Origin of the sequence: Natronorubrum sulfidifaciens JCM 14089 (assembly GCF_000337735.1) — an archaeon.
Lineage (GTDB): Archaea > Halobacteriota > Halobacteria > Halobacteriales > Natrialbaceae > Natronorubrum > Natronorubrum sulfidifaciens.
In genome coordinates this window covers 69,369-82,398 of record NZ_AOHX01000042.1, presented here as the reverse complement: position 1 = coordinate 82,398, position 13,030 = coordinate 69,369, and the positions used below count along the sequence as shown (strand labels likewise).

11 protein-coding genes are annotated in these 13,030 nt (G+C 66.2%); 7 read left to right on the top strand and 4 right to left on the bottom strand.

Features of this window, described 5'->3' with window-relative positions; all coding sequences use genetic code 11:
• Positions 1-120: 120 nt before the first annotated feature.
• A complete protein-coding gene (ftsZ, locus tag C495_RS12800) occupies positions 121-1,290 on the bottom strand; it encodes a cell division protein FtsZ (RefSeq protein WP_008163550.1) in 1,170 nt (389 codons plus the stop codon).
• Between the two features lie 154 nt (positions 1,291-1,444).
• Positions 1,445-2,803, bottom strand: coding sequence for a D-aminoacyl-tRNA deacylase (locus C495_RS12795; RefSeq protein ID WP_008163548.1), 1,359 nt, complete (start codon positions 2,801-2,803; stop codon positions 1,445-1,447).
• A 177-nt stretch (positions 2,804-2,980) separates the two neighbouring features.
• On the opposite strand from C495_RS12795, the gene C495_RS12790 reads away from it, so the two are divergent.
• Together C495_RS12790 and C495_RS12785 are read left to right on the top strand one after the other, a co-directional pair.
• Positions 2,981-5,089 (top strand): bacterio-opsin activator domain-containing protein, encoded by a 2,109-nt coding sequence (locus C495_RS12790; RefSeq protein WP_008163547.1) that lies wholly within the window; start codon positions 2,981-2,983, stop codon positions 5,087-5,089.
• Between the two features lie 87 nt (positions 5,090-5,176).
• The gene (locus C495_RS12785) at positions 5,177-6,451 is read left to right on the top strand and encodes a DUF7344 domain-containing protein (protein WP_008163545.1); all 1,275 of its coding nucleotides are present in this window, start codon (positions 5,177-5,179) and stop codon (positions 6,449-6,451) included.
• Between the two features lie 50 nt (positions 6,452-6,501).
• Here C495_RS12785 and C495_RS12780 read toward each other — a convergent pair whose 3' ends face one another.
• Positions 6,502-7,446 (bottom strand): calcium/sodium antiporter, encoded by a 945-nt coding sequence (locus C495_RS12780; protein WP_008163543.1) that lies wholly within the window; start codon positions 7,444-7,446, stop codon positions 6,502-6,504.
• Between the two features lie 86 nt (positions 7,447-7,532).
• Positions 7,533-7,949 (bottom strand): universal stress protein, encoded by a 417-nt coding sequence (locus C495_RS12775; RefSeq protein ID WP_008163541.1) that lies wholly within the window; start codon positions 7,947-7,949, stop codon positions 7,533-7,535.
• A 215-nt stretch (positions 7,950-8,164) separates the two neighbouring features.
• On the opposite strand from C495_RS12775, the gene C495_RS12770 reads away from it, so the two are divergent.
• The 5 genes from C495_RS12770 (at position 8,165) to C495_RS12750 (ending at position 13,020) form a co-directional block, all read left to right on the top strand.
• Positions 8,165-8,974, top strand: coding sequence for a shikimate dehydrogenase (locus C495_RS12770; protein WP_008163540.1), 810 nt, complete (start codon positions 8,165-8,167; stop codon positions 8,972-8,974).
• Between the two features lie 80 nt (positions 8,975-9,054).
• Positions 9,055-9,699, top strand: coding sequence for a DUF4332 domain-containing protein (locus tag C495_RS12765; protein ID WP_008163539.1), 645 nt, complete (start codon positions 9,055-9,057; stop codon positions 9,697-9,699).
• A gap of 114 nt (positions 9,700-9,813) precedes the next feature.
• Positions 9,814-11,466 (top strand): anthranilate synthase component I family protein, encoded by a 1,653-nt coding sequence (locus C495_RS12760; RefSeq protein WP_008163537.1) that lies wholly within the window; start codon positions 9,814-9,816, stop codon positions 11,464-11,466.
• The gene (locus tag C495_RS12755) at positions 11,459-12,133 is read left to right on the top strand and encodes an anthranilate synthase component II (protein ID WP_008163535.1); all 675 of its coding nucleotides are present in this window, start codon (positions 11,459-11,461) and stop codon (positions 12,131-12,133) included. Before C495_RS12760 ends, C495_RS12755 begins: the two co-directional genes overlap by 8 nt.
• Complete coding sequence (locus C495_RS12750; RefSeq protein ID WP_008163534.1) at positions 12,130-13,020, top strand: aminotransferase class IV; 891 nt, start codon at positions 12,130-12,132, stop codon at positions 13,018-13,020. The genes C495_RS12755 and C495_RS12750 overlap by 4 nt, the downstream gene beginning before the upstream one ends.
• Positions 13,021-13,030: the final 10 nt, after the last annotated feature.

Below are 13,030 nucleotides of genomic sequence, written 5' to 3'. Positions count from 1 at the left end.
GACGGTGGCTGTAAGTCAGTTCCGGCGCGGCCAAGCACAGTCGGGACACGGGATCAACGAACGGTGAACGATGGACTCCATCGGTCGCTGTGGTCCGACAGCAAGGTGAGTCGACCGGCGTTAGTCGACGAAGTCGATGTCGTCGCCGCCTGCGCCCGCGGGCTGGACGGCCTCGCCGTCCTGACGACCGTAGATCTGCGGTGATTCGACGCCCGTGACGACGATCATGGTCCGCATGCTGCCCTCGAGGCTCTCGTCGATGGAGGTCCCCCAGATGATACGCGCGTCGGGGTCGATCCGGTCGTAGATCTCCTCGACGACGCCTTCGGCTTCTTCGATGGCCATGTCGTTGCCACCGGTGACGTTGACCAGCGCGGAACTCGCGCCGGAGATGTCGACGTCGAGCAGCGGCGAGCGAAGCGCGGTCTTGACCGAATCCTGCGCTTTGGCTTCGGAGTCGGACTCGCCGAGGCCGATCATGGCGACGCCGCCGCGTTCCATCACGGTGCGAACGTCGGCGAAGTCCAGATTGACGAGGCCGGGTTTCGTGATGAGTTCGGTGATCCCTTTGACCGAGCGCATGAGCACCTCGTCGGAGACTTTGAACGCCTGTCGGACGGGCAGTTTGCCCACCGAGTCAAGCAGACGGTCGTTGGGGACGACGATGACGGTGTCGGAGACGTCACGCAGGCGCTCTAAGCCGGCTTCGGCGTTGGTTCGGCGGACCTCTCCTTCTGCCGTAAACGGCGTCGTGACGATCGAAATCGTCAGCGCGCCAGCCTCGCGGGCGGCTTTGGCGACGACTGGGGCGGAGCCGGTACCGGTGCCGCCGCCGAGGCCGGCCGTGACGAAGACCATGTCAGAGCCGTCGATGGCGTCGTAGATGTCCTGTTGGCTCTCGAGAGCGGCTTCCTCGCCGACCTGTGGGAGCGAGCCGGCACCGCGGCCGCCGGTTTTCTCCTCGCCCATCAGGATCTTCGTGTCGGCTTCGATCTCGACGAGGTGTTGGACGTCGGTGTTGGCGGCGACGAGTTTCGCGCCGTGAATCCCTTCCTCGTGCATCCGGTTGACGGTGTTGCCGCCGGCACCGCCACAGCCGACGACCGTAATGTCCGTCTGGAGGTCCTGCAGTACGTCCTCGAGTTGATCGTCGGTCATCGTTCCCGTCCGCTGGGTGGTCGATTCGTCTCCGTCCGGCGACTGCCCGTTCTGTGAGGTGGCGTCGTCGGGGGCCGTCGCCGGCTCCCCGTTTTCGGCCTCGTCGATGGCGTCGTCGATGATGGAGTCCATTCTTGGCACCTTCTAAAAGATGGAGCATAATTACCTTTCCCCTACACGTCAGACGACTGTCTGACGTCGCCCGGCGCGGGCCCGCCAGCGGACGGCGTCGCCGGATTCCGTTTTCGAGACGGCAGACGGAAGGTACGCCGCCGTCTCGAGGTCGCTAGATCGGAAACCGATCCGTCTGCTGGCTTCGAACTGTCTCGGGGCTGATTGTTTCGCCGTCGACCGTCACGGACTCGCCGTTTGCCAGCGCGCCGAACTTCGGTCCCTCAGGAATGCCGAGCGTACGAGCGAGTGACGGATCGAAACTCGTCCGCTCGGCGACGACGGCGTCGTCCTCGAGCGTGACCGTCTCGTACTTCTCCTCGAGGACACGCGAAAGCCCCTCGATGATCGTCGCGCTGGCAGACGCTGTCCCCGTCGAATCCGACGACCCCGCGTGCGAATCGGGGATCGCAGCGCGTGCGCCGACTCGACTCCCGCCGTTGTCGGTCGTGAAAGCGACGGTGTTCGCCTCGACGACCCGTCGCACCGCCGCCGGATCGAGTCCGTTTGCAGCGTCGACCAGTTCGGTCGGGAGGTCAACGACGGCAATCGACTCGGTCCGTCGGTCGCCGAAGCGAACCCCGTCGTCGACTGCTCCGAGGGCGGATTCGACGGCGTCGACGGTCTCGAGCGATCGATCACCGACCTCGCGCAGCCACGTCTCGCTGACGAGCCGAACACCGAACTCCTCGAGCGTCTCCTCGAGCACCGGCCACTCGCCGTCGAGCACGGCCATCTCGGCCTCGCTCGCGTCGAACGCCGCCTCGAGAACGTCACGGTGGGCGTCGGGATGGCCCATCGCCTCGAGCGCCCAGTCGGCGGCGATGTGACCGACAGCCCACGGCGTCTCGCGGACGATGCGCGTAAAGCGGGGGGCGTAGTGGTTGCCGCCGAAGCCGACCACCTGGGTACTGCGGTGGGGTGAGACGTCCCGAAGCGCGAGAATGCCGCGAGCGACGGCCGCCGCGCCGTCGGGGTCGTCCCACTGCTCGTCGCCGCTACCGAGTTCCGCAAACAGCGACGGACAGCCGACGTCGGTGGGGCCGTGGTGGGTACACTCCATCCCGACGTCGTAGCCCTCGGGGGCGTACTCGTCGAACGCCTCGAGCAGCTGTGTGAGGGCGTTCGGACAGGCCTCAGCGACGGCATCGGCCTCGCCGCCGAACTCCGCCGAGCCGAAGTTGCCCGTGAAATGGCCCGTCAGCAGCGGGCCCGTATCGCCCGAGTGACGCGAGGCGAAAACGAGCAGGTCGGGGTCGCAGTCGAACGCCTCGGCAGGGTGTTCGAGGTCGAGATGGAAGTCGTCGAACGACCGCAACTCGACGCCGTCTCGTCGGTAATAGGTGCCGCCGCCGTCGGCTGCGGGTCGGGTCTCGTCCTCGAGGGCGTCCCAGTCGGCGAGGTCGCGAAGCTGCTCACAGATGTGGACCGACGCGCGGTCGGCCCGGCTCTCGACGATCGCGAGCGCAGTCATACTCGAATGCGTGGGCCGGGACCCGGTAACGCCGTCGGTTCTCGACGCCGACTCGAGTGTGGCCCGACCCTGATCGGAACATATGTGAAAATCTAGGTGATGGGTACCGTCGGTTTTTCAGTCCTGCGAATGGTAACTGGCAACAGGAACAACTATTGACGACCCTGTTTCCGCTCTATGACTCCGTTATTCCCGGATGACAGCGACGACTCGGAGGAATCGCCACCCCGGTCGAGTGGCGTCGACATCCCGTCGACGTTCAGTCTCGACGTCCGACAGCTCGCCGATCTCGTTAGCGAGTACGCCGTCTCCATACTCGATGCCGACGGCCGACTCGTGAGATGGAACGACCATGACAGTCAGCTGACGGGCGACGACGAACTGGAGGGGACGCCGTATCGGACGTTCTTTCCCCCAGCGAAACGCGAGGCTGGCCACCCAGCCCACCTGCTCGAGCAGGCGCGTACCGACGGCCGAGCCGAAGACGAAGGGTGGCGGGTCCGCCCCGACGGGAGTCGGTTTTGGGTCCGGGAAGTACTCGTTCCGATCCGAGACCACGACCATGGGCTCGATCTCGGACACGTCGGCGAGGCTGACGCCGACGGGCAGCCCGCCCCGCTCTGGGGCTATCTCCGCATTCTCCACGATCGGACCGACGAGTACAAACGCGAACGCGAACTCCGCGAGAAGAAAGCACTCACGGAGAGCATCTTCGAGGCCCAGCCCGACCTGTTGTATGCGTTCGGTACGGACGGGAATCTCGTCCAGTGGAACGGGCGATTCGAACAGGTGACGGGCTACGACGCCGACGACCTCGAGGGAAAGCGTGCTCTCGAGTTCATCGTCCCGGAAGACCGCGAGCACATCCGTGATGCGATCGACCGAGTCCTGCACGACGGCGACCGGGTCACTGCCGAAGGGCGGGTGCTGACGAGCGACGGCCGTCGAATCCCCTTCGAGTTCAACAGCGCACGGATCACCGGGGCGGACGGGATCGTCTTCGGCTTTACGGGCGTCGGGCGTGACGTCAGCGATCGCAAAGCCCGCGAGCGAGAACTCGAGCGCCTCGAGCGCCTCAACGCGACGATCCGGACGATCGACGAGACGATGGTCACGGCGGAGACCCGCGAAGCGGTCGAGACCGCAATCGTCGACGCGTTCGCGGCTGCTGACCCCTACCAGTTCGCCGTTATCGGGCAGGGTGATATCGCCTCGACCGGCGGCACACAGCCGTTGGAGCCGCGTTCGTGGGCCGGGACTGATGCGGCCGGCGCTGCCGATATGCTCTCGACGTTCGTCGAGCCGCCGGCCGATGGCCCGGGCGCGTCACCGTTCGAAACGGAGACCGTCCAGTGCTATCACTCGCTTCGAGAGCATTCGATCGACCGCTGGCGAGCCGACGCTCGCGAGCGCGACTACGGCTCGGTTGCGGCCGTTCCGATCACGGCGAGTGGCCGGACGTTCGGCGTCCTCCTCGTCGCTGCGAAGGACGCGGTCGCGTTTGCCGACCGAGAACGGGAAGTCCTCCAGGAGTTCGGCGCGACGGTCGGGCATGCGCTCAACGCGATGGCCGTCCGTCGACTGCTCTATCTCGACACCGCCGTCGAACTCGAGTTCGAGTCGACCGATCACAGGGACGTCTGTACGGAGCTTTCGTCGACGCTGGGGTGTCGACTGAGTCTCGATCACGTCTTGCCACTGACCGAAGAGGTGTTCGTCTACTACGTCTCCGTCACCGGCATCGATCCGGACACAGTCCAGACGTTCACCGACGAGCACGCCGAGATCGGTGAGGTTCGCCATATCGACACCAGCGGGGACGAGAGCTACTGGGAGCTCGTGGTCTACGGCCCGACGATCACCAGCCTGCTCGCGGATTACGGCGCGCGGATGCGATCGCAGATCATCGACGACGGCGTCTCGAGCATCGTCGTTCAGGCCAGCCCGGACGTCGCCGTTCGGGAACTGGTCTCCGCGATTTCGGAGACCTACCCCGAGACGGAACTGCTCTCGAAACGCACCGTCGAACGGCCAGTCGAAACTCGCGGTGACTTCCGGCGACGCGTACAAGACAGGCTGACCGACAAACAGCGAGCCGCCCTCGAGGCGGCCTACTACGGCGGCTACTTCGAGTGGCCGACGCGAAACAGTGACGCCAGCGAAATCGCCGAGCGACTCGGGATCGCTCGGCAGACGTTCCACCAGCATCTCCGGGTCGCACAGGCGAAGCTCCTGACGACGTATTTCGAAGACCGCACCGCCGTCAACGGCGAGCGATCGGACTGAGTGGCGCGCGTCGGCGGCCGGTCTCGACCGACCATACCAGAGTATGCTGGTACACTCCTTTCCGGCATTCGTCGTCTTCTTCAGGCAATGAGTTCCAGCCTGACTGCCGAACGAACGACCACAGCGTTCGACGTTCTCGCCGATCCCCGCCGGCGATATCTGCTCTCGATCCTTTTCGAGCGGATGGAACCAGCCGGGAGCCAGTCGGAGCCGCTCTCGGTCGAGACGCTTGCAACCGAGGTCGCCGTTCGTGACCACGGCTGTCCGATCGTTACTGACGAGCAGTGTCACGCGGCACACATCGAACTCGTTCACCATCACGTCCCGCGGCTTCTCGATGTCGGGCTGGTAACCGAACGCGACGACGGTGACACACGACGGATCGCTCTCGCCGAGCATCCGATCCTCGAGACCGAGTGGGTCAGCGACGTCCTCGCGGACCCATCTGGTGGGGCAGCCATCGACGACGCGTCGCTCGACCGACTGCTCGATGCACTCCAGCCCGCACGCTGCCGGCTGAGCTGTGCCATCCTGGCGCGACAGCGTGGCGAACTCGCCGTCGCCGATCTGGCCGCGATGATCACGGCCCACGAGGAGGAGTGTCGCCTCGTCGACCTCGAGGAGTCGGACTGGCGGCCCGTGGCGACGGCGCTGCGACACAACTACCTGCCCTCGCTTGCGGCAGCCGACCTCGTCGAGTACGACCACTCGAGCGAAACCGTCTCGCTCAACGCCGAGGCGGCGACGTGGCGGGCCGACTGGCTGACCGCGAGTCCGCTTCGCGAGGTCGTCGTGGGACTCGAGGCGATGCAAAAACAGGCTGGAAGCGACGGAGACGAGCGCGAGACGAACGCCGAACAGGGTGGGACAGGCACGTACTGGACGATCGACGGCGGCGCACGTGTCATCGAACGAGGCCACGAGATCGCCGACAGCGCCGACGAAGAGCTGTTCGTGACGGCTCCCGACGAAGAGATGACTCGGCAGTGTTGTCTCGAGCGCTGGCAGGCCGCCACGGAGCGCGGCGTCGATGTCTATATCGGCTCGCGCTCACCACGTGTGCGAGACACCGTTCGGTCGGCCGTCCCCGAGGCGACGGTCTGTAAGCCACAGTTCGACTGGCTGAACTTCCCGGTCGACGACATCCACCACGGGCGCATCGTCTTTGCCGACCGCGAACGTGTGATGCTCGTGACGGCCGACGATGCGGACGACTGTGCGAGTGCGATCACCGGTGATGGGCCGGCAAACGCGCTCGTCAAACTCGTTCGCGAGCACATCGGCCCACGACTGGATCAGTTGCAAGCCCGCTGTGCCGATGCGAGCCGGGAACACGAACAGGCGACGCCACTGCCGTTATAGCTCGCTACCTTTCGTCGACGCCCCTGTTCCGGTCGCGGTGTTCGACTCGATCAGGAAGCGAGCAGCGCGAGAAAGACGACGTAGCCGCCGACGAGGACGGCACCGTCGAATCGGGTGAGCGTTCGGCCATACGCCATCATCCCGACGAGAACGACCGTAAACACGGCGACGAGGGGGACTTCGAACCACAGCGTGCTCGAGGCGATCTCGATCGGCGTAATCAGGGCGACGATCCCGAGGACGGCGAGGATGTTGTAGATGTTCGAGCCGACGACGTTGCCGATGGCGAACTCGGTCTCGCCGCGGACGGCACCGACGGCCGACGCCGCAAGCTCCGGCAACGAGGTGCCGAGTGCGAGCACCGTCAGCCCGATCACTAGATCCGACACGCCGAGTGCCGACAGCAACGCAGTGCCACCCGACACCAGCCATCGCGAGCCGAGCACGAGCGCCAGCAACCCACCGAGGACGAGCACAACAGCTCGCAGCGTGATGCCGTCGCCAGCGCCGGGACGGTCATCCGCCGGTGCCGGATTGGTGTTGGCGGAGGAGATCAGATACGCCGTAAAGCCGCCGAGGACCAGCAGAAAGACCGCCCCCTCGAGTCGGCCGATCGTTCCGTCCATGCCGAGCGCGACGAGTAAGACCACTGCAAAGAGCATGAACGGCACGTGACGCCGCATCGCCGTCTGGCTGATGTGCAACGGCTTGATGAGCGCGGCGACGCCGAGCACGAGCCCGATATTGGCGATGTTCGAGCCGAGGACGGCACCGAGACCGATATCGGTCGAGACGTTCACCGCACCGATAGTCGCGACGAACAGCTCCGGGGCGGTCGTCGCGAAGGCGATCACCGTCACGCCGACGGTTGCAGCCCGGAGTCCGACACCCAGTGCGAGCCGGCCGGCTCCGGCGACGAGCAACTCGGCACCGCCATAGAGCGCGACGATGCCGGCCGCAAGGAGGACGAGAGCGAACGCCGGTCCGGAGAGCATGACGACCGCTACTGCACAGCAGGGCAAAAGGAGCCCGGAACCGAACACGGCGTCAACTGATGCAGACGGGACACGAAAACTCCGTCTCAGCGAACGATCGTCACCGGGACGGGTGAACGACGGACGACGCGTTCGGCAACGCTGCCAAGCAACACTCGACTTGCACCCGAGCGACCGCGACTCCCCATGACGATGTGATCGCTCCCGTGATCGTCCGCGTACGTGACGATCTCTCGAGCCGGGCTTCCGACGACGGTCTCCGTGATGACCTCGCCCTCGTGGGCAGCGACGAGCGTGGTCACGTCGTCGAACAGCTCCGCTGCGGCGTCTTTGCGCGTCTCGAGTATCGACTCGTAGGCGTAGATCCCGCCGTTGCCGTACTTCGAGACGCTGGGGTCGATAACGTGAAGCACCGTGATCGTCGCCTCGGGATACCTGTCAACGGCGTGCTCGAGTGCCGCCCGTGCCGTCTCCGAGTCGTCGATCGGAACCAGAATGTCCATATCGAGACATGGGCCGACCCAGCCATAAGTGACCGGGACATACCCCAGTCGCTGGTAACGGGCCCGCCCCGCGCAGACGGACGACTGGCGTCACGGCCCGCCGATCACGGGCGACAGGGGCGGCAATTGATGGAACACGGGCACAGCAGACCGTCTCACACCGGCATCCTGTCGGGCAGTATATATCCCCACCGCCTCGAGTGTGGCGTATGGCTATGGACATCTTCGGGTTGCTCGGCAACCCGGTCGGACACTCGCTGTCTCCGCCGATGCACGAAGCGGCCTACGACCAGCTCGGGCTCGACGCCCGCTACGTCACGTTCGAACCCGAGCCGGCGGCCCTCGAGGCCGCGATCGACGGAGCCGACGCGCTCGGGATCACGGGGCTGAACGTGACGATCCCGTTCAAACAGGACGTCCTCGAGTTCGTCGACGCCGACGAGTTAGCGACCCGGATCGGCGCGGTCAACACGATCGATTTCACGGGGGATGGAACGCCAACGGGCCACAACACCGACGCCGTCGGCGCGATGCGTGCCCTGCGCGACCACGACGTCACGCTCGAGGGTGCAGACGCCGTCGTCGTCGGTGCCGGTGGGGCCGGCCGGGCGATCGCGTTCGGGCTTGCGGATGCGGGTGCGACGGTCGAGATCGCTAACCGAACCGAGTCGACGGCCCACGACCTCGCCGAGGCGGTTCCGGGGGCGACGGGCCACGGCCTCGAGGCCGGCGCGCTCGCCGACCTGCTCGCCGAGGCCGACATCCTCGTGAACGCGACGAGCGTCGGCATGGAATCAGACGAGACGCCGGTGCCCGCCGACGCGCTCCACGGGGAGTTGGCCGTGATGGACGCCGTCTATCAGCCACTCGAGACGCGACTGCTGCAAGACGCGGCCGCCGTCGGGGCGACGACCGTCGACGGCGCGTGGATGTTGCTCTATCAGGGCGTCGAGGCGTTCGAACTGTGGGCCGGCGAGGAGCCGCCGGTCGACGCGATGAACGAGGCGCTTCGGTCGCAGCTGTAGCTGTCGGCCGAATCGACCGTCGGGACGATACATCCGGTTATCAGGCGAATTTAAGTGATGGTGCCAACTATATCGGCACAATGGCACTCCTCCAGAAGCTGAAATCGCTCCTCGGACTCGGCGACACCGAGTCGGAGCGAGGACAGACTCGCGAGGTCGGGGTAACGGTCGAGCGGGAAGGGTCACAGGAGGGTGACCGCAACGCTAAATCGGCCTCGACAGCAACCGGAACAGAACCACCGGCACCGGCAAGCGCAACAGCCGGGTCGAAAACTGAAGCGGCCACCGACACCGAGCCCGAACCGACGCCCACCGCCGACGAGTCGACGGACTCGGTGATCGAACCCACAGACGACTCCGACGCCGCGGTGGAGGCGACCGGTCCCACGACGACGGACGTGTCTCCAGTCGAGGAAGCCGAGTCCCAACCCGCAGACGAGGTCGATAGCGAACTCGAGGAGGCCACACCGGCGACCGACGCCGACGAGTCCGAGCGCGCTGTCGACGAGACCCCAGCCGACGACGAGCAGGATGTCGATCCGACGACGCAGGAACCCGTCACTTCGATCAAGGGAATCGGGCCTGCCTATGCGGATCGGCTCGCGTCGGCGGGCGTCGAAACCGTCGCCGAACTCGCCGCCGCGGACGCCGCCGAACTCGCTGAGGGGACCGATATCTCCGAGAAGCGCATTCAGGGCTGGATCGACCGCGCCGAACTCCGATAATTCCCGTTCCATCCTGCCCGCGCGTTCTCTTCTCTACCGCCGACGGTCTGCGTTCAGGTCGCTGACACGCCCGAAACCGCAAGAGGATTAGGCACCCACTCCCTCCCTGAGCACATGCGCGACCCGCGCGTCGTCACGTCGTTCGCGTCGTTCCGAGCCACCGCCAACGAGTGGCTCACACAGCGCGACACCACGATTGACACTGACTCGACGACGCGCCCCACCGCCGTTCGACTCCCGATCGAAGTTCGAGTGACCGTCGACGATCCATTTTTGGCCTACCGCCGCGCCCGACCGGCCGACGCCCGTGGCGGGGCGTTCCTCGAGACGACTGGCGGCCAGCCCGGCTGGGGCTATTTCGGTGTTGATCCAGTCGATCGGCTGACCGTGACACCCGATGCAGTCCCGCGCTCGCAAGCGGACACCGGTTCGCCGACGCTCGCCGCACTCGAGGGACTGCTCGAGGGTGACGACCTGATTCGTGGCGACTGTGACGTCCCCTACCCCTGTGGCGCGATCGGGTGGCTCGCCTACGACATCGCCCGCGAACTCGAGAGCCTCCCCGAGTCTGCCGTCGACGACCGCGGCCTGCCCCGACTCGAGGTCGGCGTCTACGACCGGCTCGCAGCGTGGGAAGAACCCACCGACGGCGACGACGTGACGCTGCGGATCACGGCCTGTCCGCGCCTCGAGGCCGAGCCAGTCGACGGCGGCGTTTCGGACGCGGCGCTCGAGGCCGAGCCAGTCGACGGCGGCGTTTCGGACGCGGCGCTCGAGGCGGCTTACGACCGTGGCCGCAAGCGAGCGCTCGAACTCGCACGGGCGACACTCGAGGGCGAGCCAGCCGTCGGTGAACCACCGGCGGCAACGACCGAAGCGACGTTCGAAAGCGACTGCGGACGTGCGGCCTTCGCCGAGCGCGTCAGCCGAGCGAAATCGTACATCCACGACGGTGAGACGTTTCAGGCGAACGTGTCACAACGGCTGGTCGCCCCGGCGGCAGTCCACCCCGTCGCGGCCTACGACGCCCTCCGTCGGGTCAACCCCGCGCCGTACTCGTGTCTGCTCGAGTTCCCCAGCACGGATCTGGTGAGCGCCAGCCCCGAGTTGCTCCTCGAGCGCGAGCCGTCCGAGGGCCACGGTGGCGACTTCCTCCGGACGGAGCCGATCGCGGGGACGCGGCCTCGTGGGACGACGCCGGAAGAAGACGCGACACTCGAGGACGACCTTCGAACCGACGAGAAAGAGCGCGCCGAACACGCGATGTTGGTCGACCTCGAGCGAAACGATCTCGGGAAAGTCTGTGAATACGGCTCCGTCGACGTCGCCGAGTATCGACGGATCGACCGCTACGCGGAGGTGATGCATCTCGTCTCGAACGTCACGGGCCGGCTTCGAGAGGGCGAGACGCTGGCCGACGCGATCGCAGCCGTCTTCCCGGGCGGGACGATCACGGGCGCGCCAAAGCCCCGGACGATGGCGATCATCGACGAACTCGAGGCGACTCAGCGAGGCCCCTACACGGGCAGTGTCGGGATCTTCGGCTACGACGGTCGGGCGACGCTCAATATCGTGATTCGGACGCTCGTTCGCCACGCCAACGAGTATCACCTCCGCGTGGGGGCCGGGATCGTCCACGACTCCGACCCCGAACGCGAGTACGACGAAACGCTCGACAAGGCCCGCGCGCTGATTGCAGCCGTCGACGACGCGCTCGGTGAACGAGCCGCGATGGCCCTCGAGACAAAGGGTGAGAGCCATGAGTGAGGCGACGCCGACCGAAAACGTCCGTATTCTCGTCGTCGATAACTACGACTCCTTCGCGTACAACCTCGTCCAGTACGTCGGCGAACTGGCAGACGAGGTAATCGTCCGGCGCAACGACGAACTCGATCTCGCGGCCGTCGATGAAATCGATCCGACCGGAATCATCGTCTCGCCGGGGCCGGGAACCCCACAGGAAGCCGGCATCTCGATCCCGCTGTTCGCCGAAACCGAGTATCCAATTCTCGGCGTCTGTCTCGGCCATCAGGCGCTGTGTGCAGCCAACGGCGCACGGGTCGTCCACGCCCCCCACGTCGTCCACGGCAAACCCTCGACGGTCAGCCACGACGGCGAGGGCCTTTTCAGCGGTCTGCCGCCGACGTTTCAGGTCGGCCGCTATCACTCGCTCGCCGTCGAACGTGACGACCTCCCCGACTCGCTTGCCGAGACCGCACGGACGACCGACGAACGCGGCGTGTTGATGGCGGTTCGCCACCGCGAGAAGCCCCACATCGGCGTCCAGTTCCACCCCGAGAGCATTCTGACGCGTCGCCACGAAGACGCCGCGGACGGCGACGGGATCTCGCTTGCGGTCGGCAAACGGATGATCGCGAACTTCTGCCGATTCGCCGCCGAAACCGGCGAACAGTCCGGGGCAGACCACGAATGAGCGACGACGTGCTCTACCACGTCGACGGCGACCTCGTCCCCGCGAGCGAAGCCACAGTGAGCGTCGACGACCGCGGCTTTCGCTACGGCGACGCCGCCTTCGAGACCATGCGCGTCTACGGCGGCACGGTCTTCGCGTGGGGCGCCCACATGGAGCGCCTCGAGCGAACCTGTGACGCCCTGTCGTTGGCTCACGGCCTCGCAGCAAACGACCTCCGGGGTCGAATCGACGAGACGCTCGCAGCGAACGACCTCGAGGACGCCTACGTCCGGCTCTCGATCACGCGCGGCGTCCAGCCGGGAAAACTCACGCCCCAACCCGACATCGACCCGACGGTCGTCATCTACGTGAAACCGCTGCCCCGTGGTGGCGTCGACGGCGACTCGGTCTGGGACGACCCGGCGACCGTGCGAACGGTCGACACGCGCCGAATCCCCGCCGACGCGATACCGGCCGCAGCGAAGACGCACAACTATCTCAACGGAATTCTGGCCCGCGCGGAGCTTCGGGACGAAGACGGCCAGCCAAGCGCGGACGAGGCGCTTATGTTCGACTGCGAGGACCACGTTGCCGAAGGCGCGACGAGCAACCTCTGGTTCGTCCGCGACGGCGTCGTACATACACCGACGACCGACGGTCCCGTGTTGCCGGGAATTACGCGGGCGATCGTCCTCGAACTCGCCGCCGAGGCCGGACTCTCAGTTCGCGAAGGCCGCTACGACCTCGAGACCGTACTCACAGCCGACGAAGCGTTTCTCACGAACCGCACGTGGGAACTGCGCCCGATCGAGACGCTCGACGGCCACAAGCTCGGTGGCGGCCCGGTGACGGAGCGGCTCTCGAGGGCGTACGACGAACGCGTCGAGCGAGCCTGCTATCAGGAGTGATTTTGGAGGG